The organism is Lacinutrix sp., assembly GCF_023299985.1.
In the GTDB taxonomy this organism is placed as follows: domain Bacteria; phylum Bacteroidota; class Bacteroidia; order Flavobacteriales; family Flavobacteriaceae; genus Lacinutrix.
In genome coordinates this window covers 17,616-32,805 of record NZ_JALZVX010000225.1, presented here as the reverse complement: position 1 = coordinate 32,805, position 15,190 = coordinate 17,616, and the positions used below count along the sequence as shown (strand labels likewise).

General features: G+C 30.9%; 19 protein-coding genes. 7 read left to right on the top strand and 12 right to left on the bottom strand.

Annotated features, from left to right (window positions below; translation table 11 throughout):
• Window positions 1-216: 216 nt before the first annotated feature.
• The 6 genes from Q0C58_RS12035 to nusB form a co-directional block, all read right to left on the bottom strand.
• Complete coding sequence (locus tag Q0C58_RS12035) at window positions 217-417, bottom strand: hypothetical protein (protein WP_290701950.1); 201 nt, start codon at window positions 415-417, stop codon at window positions 217-219.
• 30 nt (window positions 418-447) lie between these two features.
• A complete protein-coding gene (locus Q0C58_RS12030; protein WP_290701947.1) occupies window positions 448-639 on the bottom strand; it encodes a hypothetical protein in 192 nt (63 codons plus the stop codon).
• A gap of 177 nt (window positions 640-816) precedes the next feature.
• Entirely contained in the window at window positions 817-1,005 is a 189-nt protein-coding gene (locus Q0C58_RS12025; RefSeq protein ID WP_290701944.1) for a LacI family DNA-binding transcriptional regulator, read from the bottom strand.
• A gap of 133 nt (window positions 1,006-1,138) precedes the next feature.
• On the bottom strand, window positions 1,139-1,426 hold the full coding sequence (gene yajC / locus Q0C58_RS12020; RefSeq protein WP_290701941.1) for a preprotein translocase subunit YajC: 288 nt from the start codon (window positions 1,424-1,426) through the stop codon (window positions 1,139-1,141).
• A 1-nt stretch (window position 1,427) separates the two neighbouring features.
• A complete protein-coding gene (locus Q0C58_RS12015) occupies window positions 1,428-1,919 on the bottom strand; it encodes a DUF1573 domain-containing protein (RefSeq protein WP_290701938.1) in 492 nt (163 codons plus the stop codon).
• Window positions 1,920-1,975: 56 nt separating this feature from the next.
• Window positions 1,976-2,920 (bottom strand): transcription antitermination factor NusB, encoded by a 945-nt coding sequence (nusB, locus tag Q0C58_RS12010; protein ID WP_290701935.1) that lies wholly within the window; start codon window positions 2,918-2,920, stop codon window positions 1,976-1,978.
• A 324-nt stretch (window positions 2,921-3,244) separates the two neighbouring features.
• Between nusB and Q0C58_RS12005 the strand changes: the two genes are divergently transcribed.
• Window positions 3,245-5,002 carry an ABC transporter ATP-binding protein gene (locus Q0C58_RS12005; RefSeq protein WP_290701932.1) on the top strand — a complete coding sequence of 586 codons (1,758 nt, stop codon included), beginning with the start codon at window positions 3,245-3,247 and terminating at the stop codon, window positions 5,000-5,002.
• 102 nt (window positions 5,003-5,104) lie between these two features.
• Window positions 5,105-5,542: a PUR family DNA/RNA-binding protein gene (locus tag Q0C58_RS12000; protein ID WP_290701930.1), complete on the top strand. Its 438-nt coding sequence runs from the start codon at window positions 5,105-5,107 to the stop codon at window positions 5,540-5,542.
• Between the two features lie 126 nt (window positions 5,543-5,668).
• Here the strand turns inward: Q0C58_RS12000 and Q0C58_RS11995 are convergent, their stop codons facing one another.
• Window positions 5,669-6,004, bottom strand: coding sequence for a tRNA-binding protein (locus Q0C58_RS11995; RefSeq protein ID WP_290701927.1), 336 nt, complete (start codon window positions 6,002-6,004; stop codon window positions 5,669-5,671).
• Window positions 6,005-6,187: 183 nt separating this feature from the next.
• Here Q0C58_RS11995 and Q0C58_RS11990 point away from each other — a divergent pair, with 183 nt between their 5' ends.
• The gene (locus Q0C58_RS11990) at window positions 6,188-7,162 is read left to right on the top strand and encodes a hypothetical protein (RefSeq protein ID WP_290701925.1); all 975 of its coding nucleotides are present in this window, start codon (window positions 6,188-6,190) and stop codon (window positions 7,160-7,162) included.
• A 243-nt stretch (window positions 7,163-7,405) separates the two neighbouring features.
• On the opposite strand, the gene Q0C58_RS12485 is transcribed toward Q0C58_RS11990, so the two are convergent.
• The 4 genes from Q0C58_RS12485 to Q0C58_RS11975 all read right to left on the bottom strand — a co-directional run bounded on the left by Q0C58_RS12485 (window position 7,406) and on the right by Q0C58_RS11975 (window position 9,932).
• The gene (locus Q0C58_RS12485; RefSeq protein ID WP_366841743.1) at window positions 7,406-7,624 is read right to left on the bottom strand and encodes a hypothetical protein; all 219 of its coding nucleotides are present in this window, start codon (window positions 7,622-7,624) and stop codon (window positions 7,406-7,408) included.
• A 50-nt stretch (window positions 7,625-7,674) separates the two neighbouring features.
• The gene (locus tag Q0C58_RS12480; protein ID WP_366841741.1) at window positions 7,675-7,953 is read right to left on the bottom strand and encodes a hypothetical protein; all 279 of its coding nucleotides are present in this window, start codon (window positions 7,951-7,953) and stop codon (window positions 7,675-7,677) included.
• Window positions 7,954-8,108: 155 nt separating this feature from the next.
• Window positions 8,109-8,813: a tetratricopeptide repeat protein gene (locus tag Q0C58_RS11980; protein ID WP_290701923.1), complete on the bottom strand. Its 705-nt coding sequence runs from the start codon at window positions 8,811-8,813 to the stop codon at window positions 8,109-8,111.
• 186 nt (window positions 8,814-8,999) lie between these two features.
• On the bottom strand, window positions 9,000-9,932 hold the full coding sequence (locus tag Q0C58_RS11975) for a peptidylprolyl isomerase (RefSeq protein WP_290701920.1): 933 nt from the start codon (window positions 9,930-9,932) through the stop codon (window positions 9,000-9,002).
• A gap of 138 nt (window positions 9,933-10,070) precedes the next feature.
• On the opposite strand from Q0C58_RS11975, the gene Q0C58_RS11970 reads away from it, so the two are divergent.
• A complete protein-coding gene (locus Q0C58_RS11970; protein ID WP_290701917.1) occupies window positions 10,071-10,502 on the top strand; it encodes a hypothetical protein in 432 nt (143 codons plus the stop codon).
• A 141-nt stretch (window positions 10,503-10,643) separates the two neighbouring features.
• Here Q0C58_RS11970 and Q0C58_RS11965 read toward each other — a convergent pair whose 3' ends face one another.
• Complete coding sequence (locus Q0C58_RS11965) at window positions 10,644-12,836, bottom strand: ATP-dependent DNA helicase RecQ (protein ID WP_290701914.1); 2,193 nt, start codon at window positions 12,834-12,836, stop codon at window positions 10,644-10,646.
• A 214-nt stretch (window positions 12,837-13,050) separates the two neighbouring features.
• Here Q0C58_RS11965 and Q0C58_RS11960 point away from each other — a divergent pair, with 214 nt between their 5' ends.
• The 3 genes from Q0C58_RS11960 to Q0C58_RS11950 are packed head-to-tail and all read left to right on the top strand — an operon-like array spanning window position 13,051 to window position 15,183.
• The gene (locus tag Q0C58_RS11960) at window positions 13,051-14,016 is read left to right on the top strand and encodes a KpsF/GutQ family sugar-phosphate isomerase (RefSeq protein WP_290701911.1); all 966 of its coding nucleotides are present in this window, start codon (window positions 13,051-13,053) and stop codon (window positions 14,014-14,016) included.
• Window positions 14,016-14,852, top strand: a complete 837-nt coding sequence (gene tatC / locus Q0C58_RS11955; RefSeq protein ID WP_290701908.1) for a twin-arginine translocase subunit TatC — start codon at window positions 14,016-14,018, stop codon at window positions 14,850-14,852. The genes Q0C58_RS11960 and tatC overlap by 1 nt, the downstream gene beginning before the upstream one ends.
• On the top strand, window positions 14,836-15,183 hold the full coding sequence (locus Q0C58_RS11950; protein WP_290701905.1) for a carboxymuconolactone decarboxylase family protein: 348 nt from the start codon (window positions 14,836-14,838) through the stop codon (window positions 15,181-15,183). The genes tatC and Q0C58_RS11950 overlap by 17 nt, the downstream gene beginning before the upstream one ends.
• Window positions 15,184-15,190: the final 7 nt, after the last annotated feature.

Sequence of the window (15,190 nt, the reverse complement as noted above, 5' to 3'; positions counted from 1 at the left end):
TGTTGTTTCTCGCAAATTCAAACTAAAATCTATAGTTTTAATTACCGTTTCTAAAGGTGTTTTAGACTCTAAACGTTTTACTAATATTTATACAGAAGCTTCTCCAATGGCATAGCTATGCTGTGTTACTGTAGATAGTCTAGGACTTGTAAATGGCAAAACGTTATCATCGCTAAAGCCAATAATAAAGATGTCTTTTGGGATAGCATATCTTTTTTAAATTACAGTATTTAATGCAATAACACCACTTATATTATCGATGGCAATAATACCATCTACAGCTTGATGCTTTTTAAAGAGTGTCTCAATTTCAGTTTCTAAATCCAAAACTTTATCAATCTTAATTTCGGTTAAATTACTATCGTAATTTTTGGCATCTTCAATAGCTTTAAAACAGCCTTTAGCGAAGTTTACCAACGCTAAGCTCGTCTATACTATTAATTAAAACTATTTTTTTCTACCCTCTTTTATTAAATGCAATGTTGCATTGTAAGCGGATTGAAAATCGTTAATTATAACTTTATCACAAAGTATAGCATCAGCAACACAATCGAACATTAAAATAGGAATTTTTTGATCTAAAATAGCTTTAAAGTGTTCGGTCTTTTTATTAATTTGGGTTTCTTCGGCAATAGACATTATAAAAACCGTCTACGCTTCCGTTAACTACTAATTCTAGGCTATTTACTTCTTTTTCATATAACTCTCGTTAAACAAACAAGTAATTATATTATAGCTTTGTTTTGCAGATTCTTTTTCTATACCAAACAATACTTGAGCAAAAAAGTGATTTAATTATGTCTGGTTTAATTACACCTATAGTTTTTGTTCTACTGTTTTTTTAAAACTTAAAGCCACACGATTGGACTTATAATTATACTTTTGGGCAGTTTCTTTTACACGTGCTATTGTAGCTTCTCCTATTTCACTACTTCCATTTAGGGTTTTAGAAACTGTTGAAATGGAAACACCTAGTTTATCTGCTAATTCTTTTAATGTAACCATAAGTGTAAAATCGATTATAATTTACAAGATAAAAAATAACTATTTAAACTATAATAAAATAAATACTTAGTTTAAAAAACTAAAAAAACCTCAAACGTTAGCTTGAGGTTTTAAATATATTATTAAAATATAATTACTTTTTTTCTTTTGGTGGTGCATTTAATACTCTACTGCTTTCCATAGAAATAGCAGCACGATCGAACTTTAATTTCCCAGACATCGTTTCTATAACACAACTATTGTCTTTCTCGTTAAGCTCTGCAATTTTACCATGCATTCCGCTTTTAGTAACTACTTTATCGCCACGCTTTAACTCTGCAGCAAATTTTTTTTCATTTTTAGCACGTTTCATCTGTGGTGCAATCATAAAGAAATACACTACAGCAAACATTGCTACAATCATTAATAGATTAGTATCCATATTACTTAATCACTGGAGATAAAGTATTTGCTTTAGCTGGTGCATTTGGATCTGGCTTAACAAAAGCAGTAATTTTAACTACTTCTCTACCTTTTTCTGTATTTGCAGTTACTGTAATAGCTTTAGTAATCTTGTTATTTCCTTTACCATTAAATTTAACAGTAAATTTTCCTTCTGCTCCTGGAGCTAAAGGCTCTCTAGACCAATCTTTAGGAATAGTACAACCACAAGAACTCTTTACGTCTGTAATAACTAAAGGTGTTTCTCCTGTGTTTTTGTAAGAAAAAACAGTCTCTACTGGAGTTCCATTAATAATTTCACCAAAATCATGCTCAGCCTTGTTGAACTCAATTACTGGGAATTTAGATGCTGCTTGATCTCTTACTGCTGCTGCTGCAACTTTTGTGTCATCAACGGCATTTGTTGCATCTTCTTTACATGAAGTTAATGCTATCATGCATAATGCGCTAAATAATACTACTACTTTTTTCATAATTTATTTTTAAATATTATAAGTAATTTTGAAGCAAAAATAAGAATATTTTTGAACTACATCAAACCACGACCAACTTTATTTAATTTTCCTTCGGCTTGATACTCTTTTACAAGCTTATCTAAAATACCATTTATAAAAACACTGCTTTTTGGTGTGGAGTATTCTTTAGAGATTTCTAAGTACTCGTTTATAGAAACTTTTGTTGGTATCGATGGAAAATTTTGAAACTCGCAAATTCCCATTTTTAGTAACATAAGGTCTATACTTGCTATACGTTCGCTATCCCAATTAGTTGTTTTTTTAGAAATCTCTTCGGTTAAAGTTGTTTGATTTAATAAGGTTTTTTTAAACAATTTAATAGCAAACTCTTTGTCTTCAATATCTTTGTACAGCTTAGGCAAAAAATGAAAACTACTTGAGTCTTTTTTTACTTTACGTAACAATTTAAGTATAGATGTATTTACGGTAGGTAAATCGTCTAACCAAGTTAAATGCTTATCTTCTAAATAATCGTAAAGTTTATTGTTTGGTGCTATTATTTCTTTAAAAACATCTACAATAAAATTACGATCTGTATTAAAGTCTGATGTTTTAGTTTCTAAATACTCCTTATATATATCGCTAGCTTGTATTTCTTTAAAAATAATTTCTACATATTCTGTATCTAATTCCCAATTAGTGATTTTATGCTGCTCAAGTTTAGCTTGTAGTTGCTCACTATCTTTAAGCATAGCAAGCACTTGATTATTAACAAATTTACGGTTGGGATTTTTTTCTTCTTCTGTAGCCAAGTACTTAGCACTTGATTTCTCTAAATAAGTTTCGGCACGTTTTTGCACCTCTATCATTAACGAAATTAGTAGTAAATACAAATTGTACATATTGTCTATACTATACAATAGAAATTTTTGATCTTTAGAAAAATCATCGCTTTCATTGCCATTAAAGGCGTAAAGCACTTGCATTACTTTAATTCTAATGTGTCTTCTACTTAGCATCTTTACAAAGAACTTAAAAAAAATTAGAGCGAAGGTGATGGTCACTTTCGCGCTGCAAAAATAGTTTTTTTATAAATACTAATATCAATTATCTATTAATATTTAAGGATTAAAAAAAATCTTTTTAATGGCATATTTTCTTTCCTATATAGATATTAATAGTTGTACCTAAGACTCAACTTAATACACTGTTTTCAATACCAAATATTGCATTTAAACCTTTATCTTTGTGCTTCAAAAAAAGCGGTTTACACTAAACTAATGCAAAAACAGCATCTAAGGATTGGGCTTTTTAAATTAAAAATAAAACTACTAAAACTGTAAATGAAGGAATTACAGCACCTTAATAAGTATTTCTTAAAATATAAAAAACAATTATTAATTGGGATATCAATTACTATTATCTCGATTCTTTTTAAGGTATATGTCCCAAAGTTAATTGGTTCTATTATAGATATAGTTAATAACCAGCTGCAAAATCCTGATAATTCCATGTCAGATTTTAAAAGCCAATTATTAAACAACATTCTATTAATTGTTGGCACAGCTATAATAGCAGGAATTCTAACTTTTTTTATGCGTCAATACATTATTAATGTATCGCGATATATTGAATTCGATTTAAAAAATGAAATCTATAAACAATATCAAAAACTCTCTTTAAACTTCTACAAAAAAAATAGAACTGGAGATTTAATGAATAGAATAAGTGAAGATGTTGGACAAGTAAGAATGTACACAGGTCCAGCAATCATGTACAGTATAAATACTATTACACTATTTGTTGTGGCTTTAGCTTTTATGTTTAAAGAAGCACCAATGCTTACACTCTACACTATTATTCCATTACCAATTTTATCTGTTTTAATTTATTTAATTAGTAAAGAAATACACAAACGTAGTACAGTTGTACAAGAATATTTATCTAAACTATCGACATTTACTCAAGAAATTTTTAGTGGTATTTCTGTTATTAAAGCCTACGGAATAGAACCACAAACACAAGCCGATTTTGATACCCTTGCCAAAACAAGTAAAGAGAAACAGCTAAGTTTAGTGCGTGTTCAAGCTTTCTTTTTCCCGATGATGCTTTTACTTATTGGTATTAGTAATATTATTGTTATTTATATTGGTGGACAACAATATATAAATGGCGAAATTTCCCTAGGAAACATTATCGAGTTCATTATTTACGTCAACATGTTAACTTGGCCTGTGGCAACTGTTGGTTGGGTAACCTCTATTATTCAACGCGCTGAAGCATCGCAAAAACGAATAAACGAGTTTTTAAAAATTGAACCAGAAATTAAAAACAATACTATTGAGCCTTCTGTAATTGGTGGTAATATTGAATTTAAAAATATTCATTTTACTTACGATGATACTAACATTAAAGCCATTCAAGGTTTAAGTTTTAAAATTAATTCTGGTGAAACTTTAGCTATAATTGGTAAAACAGGATCTGGAAAATCTACAATATTAGACTTAATTGGCAGACTCTATGATATTGATAAAGGCCAATTGCTAATCGATAACCAACCTATAGATAAACTTAATCTCACAAGTTTAAGAGATGCTATTGGTTACGTACCACAAGATGCCTTTTTGTTTAGCGACACTATAAACAACAATATAAAATTTGGTAAAGAAAATGCAGCTAACAAAGAAGTAATAGATGCTGCCAAAAATGCACAAGTACATGAAAACATTATAAAATTTAGTAATGGTTATGATACTGTTTTAGGCGAACGTGGCATTACTTTATCTGGAGGACAAAAACAACGTGTGTCTATAGCGAGAGCCATTATTAAAGATCCAAAAATATTATTATTCGACGATTGCCTTTCGGCTGTAGATACCGAAACCGAAGAGAAAATTTTAAACAACCTTAAAAAAGTATCTTCTGGAAAAACAAGTATAATTGTAAGTCATAGAATATCTTCAGCAAAAAACGCAAACCATATTATAGTTCTAGATAATGGTAAAATTGTGCAAAACGGAACGCATAATCAACTTATTAATAACGAAGGATACTATAAAGAACTCTATTTAAAGCAATTAAGCGAAAACTCTAATACTTAATTAAAAAGTGGTTTAAGAATTCGTTTAAAAGAAAAACCTTAAAATGTTGCATGGTTTTATTTTTTTTATATTTTTGAAAGACAATAACAATAAATTAAAATTATGCACAATAACGAGATGATGGAGAAAGAGGAAATTTATTCTAAAGTTTTAAGAGCTGGCAGACGCACCTATTTTTTTGATGTTCGCGCTACAAAAGCAGGTGATTACTACTTAACTATTACTGAGAGTAAAAAGTTTACAAATGATGATGGCTCGTTTCACTACAAGAAGCATAAAATCTATTTATACAAAGAAGATTTTAATGAGTTTAACGACATTTTAAAAGAAATGACAGATTATATTATTACTGAAAAAGGAGATGAAGTAATAAGCGATCGTCATCAAAAAGATTTCAAAAAAGAGTACGATACTCCTGCACCAATTGAAACAGTTTCAAAAGAGGTTGCTACAGAAACACCTGAAGCAAGTAATGTAGAAACTAATACAAGCACTGCAGCAGAAAGCAGATTTACAGATGTAGATTTCGACGATATATAGAGTTAGCTTTTAGCCTTTGGCTATTTGCTTTTAAATAACAAACACTATTTCTTACGAAATAATGTTTTTCTTTGCTGTAATTTTACTGCCATTAATGCAATAATTAAAGCTTAAAATAATAACTTATTAAGAAACAGTAGTTCCGTTTTTAACAGGAATTTCAGGATTTAACAAAGTAACTTGCTTTCCATCTACTGCGCCAAGCACTAAACATTCACTCATAAATTTACCTATTTGCTTCTTTGGAAAATTAACAACGGCAAGAATTTGCTTGTTTAACAAGTCTTCTTTTTTATAAAGCGTTGTTATTTGTGCTGAAGACTTTTTAACACCTAAATCTCCAAAATCTATAGTTAATTGATACGCTGGATTTTTAGCCTCTGGAAAATCGTTAACTTCTATTATTGTGCCTACTCTAATATCTACTTTAGTAAAATCGTCGAATTGAATGGTATTGCTCATGTGTTAAATATAGGTAAGTTGTATAAGTCTTACAAACACAAAAGTTAAAAAGTATCTTCATTAGGTTTAGAAATTGACTTGACTTTGTCGAAAAAATCTTATAACTTCGAAATTATTATAACTTCTGATATAAAACATTAAAACGATTTCATATCAGATAATACGTTGTAATGCATTATAAAAATGAAGTTTAACGACATAGATTATAGAATTAAAGTACTCTTCAAATCGGTAGAGCCTTATTTGGCATACAAAGAAATTAAAAAAGGCGTCACCACTGAGGAAAAAATAATAGATAAAGATGGTAAGGAATTAATAAGAATATCTTTCGGAGGAGGCCAAATAACGGAAAATGAAACTCTTGAGGCGCAAATCGAAATAAATACAATTCTGGACAACCTTGCAAATTTGAAAGACAACCTCAAAAAAGGAATTGCACAAAAAGGTTTGAACAAACAGCTAGTTGAAGACTATATTAATGGCAATCTAAGTCTTCAAATTATTACTGATTTAGATAATCAAATAAAACACGGATATCCCCTAACCAAATCTAAAAGGTCAAATCTTGACCCAAAAATTGAAGACATACGTCACGAATTGGCAGTTCCCATGGGAATTGGGTTTAGTAACGTTTTTACTGATGGCAAAGTAGTTTACGAAGCCGATATAAACGACAAGGATGGCAATCGAATTTTTCTATTCAGAAATTTAATCGAGAATGCAATTGAATTATGGGAAAAATTCATTGTACGCCATTTACCAGAAAAGGCAAGTGAAGTTCAAAAAAGAATGGACGCGAGGGAAAAAGTAGAGTTAGCTAATAAGAAGATTGTTGAAACGCAGATTAAATGTGATTTAATAAGTAATAAAGAAGATTACTGGCATTTTATTGAGAACGAAAACCTTAAAGGTGGCATGTATTTAAAGGTATTAGACAACGAAAATCTAAAAGAAATTTGGAAAGGTGTAGCAATCAGCAATCCATTTAAAGAAGGCATTGTGACTTATATAACCATAAGAGAAATTTTTAGCGGATGGTTAGACAACTCGTATAATATTGAGGAAAAGAAGTGGAAAATTTTGAGCTTCAAGGACAAAGAAGAAGCAGAGATGTTTAATAACCATTACTTGGAATTAAATAAATTGAGAGGAAAATAACGCACTACAACAAAACCTATAAAAAATAAGGGCTTTGGGCTTAATCGAATGGTTTGTGTATTTTTATGATGTCCGCAAAATCTTTGGGATTTTGCTTTAAACAAAAAAGATAAAACAAAACAAAACAAAACAAAAAGACTTTGCTATGTGCGTGGCGGAAAGTAAACGCTAGTTTACTCCCTTACTTTTCATAGCTCAGGCGTTATAAGGATTTCGAACTTTAAAATTTAAAAAAATGTTTTTTTAATACTCCCAACCTTCCCTTTCCGTTAATCGCTTAATATGTGCATAATGATGGTTACTTTGCCAAGCATAAACACCTAAATTCTCGTTTAAAGTAACAAATTTATTACCATCTGGATGGATAAAAGTTCGTTTTAAATATTCAAAAGCTAAACCTTTTACAAAGTGCACCAATTTTGCATGTATTACTTTAATGAGTAATAATGAGTTTTCAATCACCTCTCTATAATCGTGTAGCTGAGACCAAGCGTTTTCATCCTAAGCTTTAATTACTGGATTATCTTCTGTAATTGCCCATTTAAAACGTGTATAACTGTTGTTGTGGCTATCTCGCTAATGTGGTGTACAACTTGCCTTATTGTACAACCTTTTGGTCTGTAAGCTGTATCGAGTTGTTGGTTATTAAGATTTTTAACTAGAGTTTCTAAACGAGTTGGAAGTGCCTCTAGAATAGAAATCCATTGACTAATATGTTCTTCTGTAATTTCTTTTGGACAATGGAATTTTCCAATTGGGTATTTTCTATTTTCTAGTTCTTGGTTTGTCATTACTTTAGTTTAGCTTGTTATTCCTGCGAAGGCAGGAATCCATTATTCGTCATCAAAACTTCTCGATACAATTTCTAAAAGCTATGCTTTGGCATCTTCAATCAAAATATGTTTTTTTTTCGATAACTCGAAATCACTCGAAGTAACAACACTAATTATTTCTTATCATAAACGCTAATAAACTTTTTAGCACTTCGGTTTCCAGTATTGTATTTTAAAGCAATTTTGTAGTTATTATAAGCTTGTAAACTATCACCATTTTTAGCATAAGCATTTGCTAAACTAGAGTAAACATTATCACTTTTTGGATGTATTTTAGAATTTAATTTAAAAACTTCAATAGCATCTTTATAGTTTTCATCTTTTAAATATTGATTTCCAAATCTATTAATATCGTATTGATTTAAAAATCCACTATTAGAATCTTCTTTTTGTATTGCTAAATAACCTTCTAAAGCTTTATCGTATTCCTTATCTTTTAAATAATCACTAGCTACTTTTGCAGAGTCTGGTAATTTTTTATAATTCACTTCTTCTTTCCCTTTATCTTCAGCATCATCTTCAGGAATTTCAGAAATTACATAATTTTGCGAACCAGCTGGCTTAACAAAGGCTATTTTTTTATTCATTTCCTTTATAAAATAGGTGTTATCTCCTAAGTATATAGGTTCTATTTTTTCGGCTCCTCTCCATTTTAAAAAGAGTTCATTATTTTCAAAATAAACTTCTATAACTTCATTTGCATTAAATAAATAGCTTCCTGAAGTCTCTTTTATAAATTCTGTTGTATAGTCTGCAGTCTTACCGCAAGCCATCATTAGCATTAAAAATAGTACGTAAAAAAAGTGCTTTATTTTCATTTTTGGTTAGTTTAATTAGTTTGTGGTATAAAAATACTAAATGTTGCGCATAAAAAAACGCCTCATATACAATATGAGACGTTTTAGAATCGTATTTGTTACTTAAAAAAGTAATTTATTATTTTATTAAATCTCCACTTTCGTGGAGATAAGCGATTCATACTTTTTTTTACAAAAAAAGGTTATCTAACTTACCTTCATAAGTTCTACATCGAAAATTAAAGTTGCATCTGGTGGAATTGCTCCTCCTGCTCCTCTAGAACCATAACCTAAATCGCTAGGTATTACAAAACGTGCCTTATCTCCTACTTTAAGTAAACTTATTCCTTCGTCCCAACCAGCAATTACTTGTCCCATTCCTAACGGAAAGTCTATTGGTTCGTTGCGTTTGTATGAAGAATCGAAAACAGTACCATCTGTTAAACTACCTTTATAATGTACAGAAACAGTTTGGCCTTTTTCTGCTTGAGCACCATCTCCTTTTTGAAGGATTTGGTATCGTAAACCGCTTTCTGTTTGCTCGAAACCTGCAGAATACTTATCTAATTCTGCTGCTTTTGCTGCTCTCTCTTCTGCTATTCTCTTTTCGCGTGCACCTTCAAAAGTTCTAAATGCTTCAATAGCATTAAATTTCTCAGCATCTGCTCCTACTCTTACAATTTCTAAAGTGTCAATATTGTCGTCTTGCGCAATTGCATCTACAACGTCTTGTCCTTCTATTACATTTCCAAAAACTGTATGGTTACCATCTAACCAATCTGTAGGAACGTGTGTTATAAAAAACTGACTTCCATTTGTTCCAGGTCCAGAGTTTGCCATAGATAAAATACCTGGCTTATCATGCTTTAAATCTGGATGAAACTCATCGTCAAACTTATATCCTGGACTTCCAGTTCCTGCACCTTGAGGGCAACCACCTTGCACCATAAAATCTGCAATTACTCTGTGGAATTTTAAACCATCATAATAAGGTGTTCCTTGAGGTTTAGCTGAGTTTTCCATGTTTCCTTCTGCTAAAGCAACAAAATTACCTACTGTTCCAGGTGTTTTTTCAAATTCTAGATTTACTAAAATAGTCCCTTTATTTGTGTTAAATTTTGCGTATAAACCGTCTTGCATTGTCTTGTTTTTTAATGAGGTGCAAAGATAGGAAGAAGTTGAAAATTTTAAGTAATGTGGTAACATTTTTTTTCAAGTCTGATTTTTATTCCTCTTTTAGATGAATTTTATTAGATTTGAAATAAATTAAAAGTGACTATGGGAGTTTTTGGAAAACTATTTGGTAATAAAAAAAATGAAGACAATACAACCGATGATAATTACATTGAAACTATAATAAACTCTAGTAAAGACGAACCTTTAGCAATATCTAATAATAATGTTATGTTTGTTGGGTATAATGAATTAGGAGGCTATTATTATTTACAAACCTTTATTGTAGGTCGTTTAAAAGTAAAAACTAAAAATGGTGCGACGTTAGAAGTTGAAGGCAGCGATTATAATTTAAAACTAAATGCTGATATGCCTGAGTTCGAATCTGAACCTGCTAGTCCACTTGAAGGTTATGTGACGAAAATAGATTTTCAAATAGAAAAAAATGACGTTGATAAAATAAAACGATCAAACGTTAAGACGCTTACGCTCTTTATAAAAAAAGAGGAGCATGTTTTTTCAATTTATAAAAAATAAACTTATTCTTTTCTGACTCTTTTCCAAAGGAAAAGATACTGTTGCTTGATTACTTTAAATACTCACCTATTTATTATTACTATTGCCTTATTGTGTTGAGATTATTGACCGTAAACTGCTTACTGAATATTGCCTACTTACCTAATTAGCAACCTCACTAATAAACTTAATACGATAGAGACGTAATTCTTCGTCATCGTAATCACCATCAAACTCATCTATGGCAACGTCTATTTTATCTGTTTCAGATTCCATAAAATAATCATGAAGCTCTTCTTGTTGGTCTTCGTCTAATAAATCGTCAATCCAATAATTAATATTAAGCTTAGTACCAGAAAAGACAATGGCTTCCATTTCTTTTATAAAATCTACCATTTGCATTCCTTTTGCAGATGAGATATCTGTTAAAGGTAATTTTCTATCCACATTTTGAATAATATATAATTTTAAACCAGAATTAGTACCTGTAGATTTAACGATAAAATCGTCTGGTCTCATGATCTCGTTTTCTTCAACGTATTTATCGATTAAAGCAACAAAGTCTTTACCGTATTTTTTAGCTTTACCTTCTCCAACACCATGAACATTAGATAACTCTGCAACAGTAATGGGATATTTTAATGCCATATCCTCTAAAGAAGGATCTTGAAAAATAACAAAAGGAGGTACTCCAAGTTTTTTAGCATTCGTTTTCCTGAGTACTTTTAACATTGTCATAAGCGCCTCATCTACAACTGCTCCACCACCTTTAGATGTTGCAACAATGTTATTGTCGTGAGAATCGTCGAAGGTATGGTCTTCGGTCATCATAAACGAAGTCGGCTTATTAATATAAGCTTTCCCTAAATCTGTTAACTTAACAACACCATAGGTTTCTATATCTTTTTTAAGATAGCCTGCAACCAAAACTTGACGCAGTAATGCCATCCAATATCTTTTATCTTGATGACTTCCATTTCCAAAATAGGGCTGACTATCTGTTTTGTGAGAACTAATCATTGCGTTAGAAGTTCCAGTAATAACACTTACTAAATCTTTAGATTTATAAGTTGCATTAGTAGCTTTAACTATTTCTAAAAGTATAGTAACCTCGTTTTTTGCTTCATTTTGCTTTTTAGGATGGCGCATATTATCGTCCATATCTCCTCCTCCTCCAGTTTCGTTGTCGAACGCTTCACCAAAATAATGTAAAATAAATTTCCGCCTAGAAATAGACGTCTCGCAATAAGCTACAACTTCTTGTAAAAGTGCATGACCAATTTCTTGTTCGGCAACTGGTTTTCCAGACATAAACTTTTCAAGTTTTTCAATGTCTTTATAGGCATAGTAAGCTAAACAATGGCCTTCTCCTCCATCTCTTCCTGCTCGACCAGTTTCTTGATAATAACTTTCTATACTTTTTGGAATATCATGATGGATTACAAAACGTACGTCTGGTTTATCTATTCCCATTCCAAAAGCAATGGTAGCAACAATAACATCTACATCTTCCATTAAAAACATGTCTTGATGCTTTGCTCTAGTTTTAGCATCTAAACCAGCATGATAAGGCAAGGCTTTAATACCATTTACTTGTAAAACTTGTGCTAATTCTGTAACACGTTTTCTACTTAAACAATATACAATTCCAGTTTTTCCTTCATTTTGTTTTACAAAACGAATAATATCTGAATCTACATTTTTAGTCTTCGGTCGAATTTCGTAATATAAATTCGGTCTATTAAACGATGCTTTAAAAGTTGTAGCATCGCTCATTCCTAAATTTTTAAGAATATCTTCTTGTACTTTTGGTGTTGCTGTTGCAGTAAGACCTATAATTGGAATATTATCACCAATACGTTGAATTATTGCACGTAAATTTCTATATTCTGGTCTAAAGTCGTGTCCCCATTCACTAATACAGTGCGCTTCATCCACAGCCATAAAAGAAATTTTTACAGTACGTAGAAACTCTACGTTTTCTTCTTTTGTAAGTGATTCTGGAGCAACGTAAAGCAGTTTTGTTATGCCGTTTGTTATGTCTTCTTTAACCTGTTTTATTTCCGTTTTATTTAAAGACGAATTTAAAACATGAGCAACACCATGTTGGTCTGAAATACCACGAATGGCATCTACTTGGTTTTTCATTAATGCAATTAGTGGAGAAACAACAATAGCTGTTCCTTCTTGCATAAGCGCAGGAAGCTGATAGCATAACGATTTTCCACCACCAGTTGGCATAATAACAAATGTGTTATTTTTGGATAAAATACTTTCGATAACGGTTTCTTGTAATCCTTTGAATTCACTAAAACCGAAATACTTTTTTAGGGCAGCACGAATTTGACTTTTCACTGTTTATATTAAGCGATTAATTATTTACACAATTTAGTTTAGATAGAATAACTTCTAAAATCGACACTATTAGTAAGAATAATTAAAGATTTACTTTTAATTTTTCGCTAAATTTGTCAGGATTATCAACAATCACAAAATCGAAGTTATTTTATGTAATATTTAAAGATAACAAAATCTTTTCAATTGCTACCTAATCTTAAAATGATATATTTTGAATACTAAAGATTCCATACTAAAAATCGCCAAAGAAACGATAGCATTAGAGAGTGCTTCTATTAGTAATTTAGCGACTTTAATTGATGACGATTTTGCTGATGCTGTACAACTTATATACAAATCTAAAGGTCGAGTAATAATTACTGGAATTGGCAAAAGCGCTATTATAGCTACAAAAATTGTAGCTACAATGAATTCTACAGGAACACCTGCCGTTTTTATGCATGCTGCAGATGCCATACATGGAGATCTAGGTTTAATACTAGAAGATGATGTTGTTATTTGTATTTCTAAAAGTGGAAATACTCCAGAAATAAAAGTGTTGGTTCCTTTAATAAAAAACGCAAAAAATAAAATGATTGCCATAACAGGCAACAAAGACTCTTTTTTAGGTACACAAGCAGATTATGTATTAAATGCTTTTGTTGCCAAAGAGGCTTGCCCTAATAACTTGGCACCTACTACAAGTACTACTGCGCAACTAGTAATAGGTGATGCACTTGCTGTTTGTTTGCTTGAAATACGTGGTTTCTCGAGTAAAGATTTTGCAAAATACCATCCTGGTGGTGCTTTAGGTAAAAAATTATATTTACGTGTGCAGGATTTATCTTCGGTAAATAATAAACCACAAGTACAGATAGATACAGATGTAAAAAAAGTAATTATTGAGATTTCCGAAAGTATGCTTGGCGTTACTGCTGTTGTAGAAAACAAAAAAATTGTTGGTATTATTACAGATGGAGATTTAAGACGTATGCTTACCAAAGTAGATAACTTTATAGGTTTAACTGCTAAAGATATAATGAGCAGCAACCCTAAAACCATAAATGAAGAAGCTATGGCTGTAGATGCTATGGAACTTATGGAAACCAATGGTATTTCTCAATTACTGGTAGAAAACAATGGTAATTATGCAGGCGTTGTACACATACACAATTTAATTAAAGAAGGTATTATTTAATGATAAAAACAGATGTAAATAGCATGTCGTTTTTGGATCATCTCGAAGATTTAAGGTGGCATTTAATTAGAATATTTGTAGCCATACTTATTTGTGGTACTGTTGCCTTTATTTTTGGTACTTTTATTTTTGATAACATTATAATGTGGCCAAAAAAAATGACGTTTCCAACCTATCAATGGTTATGCAATATGTCTAATTTTTTTGGTATTGAAGATACTACATTCTGTCAAGCAGAATTTCCTTTTATTATTCAAAACAGGACTATGGCAGGACAATTTTCTGCTCATATTTGGACCTCTATTTATGCTGGTTTTATTATAGCTTTCCCTTACATAACGTATCAACTTTGGCACTTTATAAGTCCAGGAATGAAAGCTAACGAGCGTAAAACCTCTAGAGGTTTTATAGTTATTTCGTCTCTACTCTTTTTTATAGGTGTGCTTTTTGGCTACTTTATAGTTATTCCTTTATCTATTAATTTTCTTGCAAACTATATAGTAAGTTCAGAGATTTTAAACGAAATAGATATTAGCTCGTACATTTCCTTAATTCGCTCATCATCACTAGCATCTGGCTTTGTTTTCGAGCTTCCTATTGTGGTTTACTTTTTAACTAAAATAGGTTTGGTAACACCAGAAATATTAAAAAAATACCGAAAGTTTGCACTTGTAATTGTGCTTATACTTTCTGCAATTATAACACCTCCAGATATTGCCAGCCAAATTATTGTAGCTATACCAATACTTATATTATATCAGGTTAGTATTTTTATATCTAGAGTTGTAGTTAAAAATCAGAAAAAGAAACAAAAAAAAGATGTCAGAGTCAGTTAAAGAATTCAATGATTATCGTACAAAAATGAACGATAAAATATTAGCAGATAATAATAAAGTTATAAAACGTATTTTTAATTTAGATACAAATGCGTTTGCAGAAGGTGCATTAGATGTTGCTACAAAAGAGCTTTTAGGCTTAGTAGCTTCTACCGTTTTACGTTGCGACGATTGTATAAAATACCACTTAGAGTCTTGTTATAAGGCTGGATTGTCTAAAGAAAAAGTAGTAGAAACACTTAGTATTGCAACTTTAGTTGGTGGTACAATTGTTATACCTCACTTAAGGAAAGCCTATGAGTATTGGGATGCGCTAGAATCACAAAGTTAAACTTTAG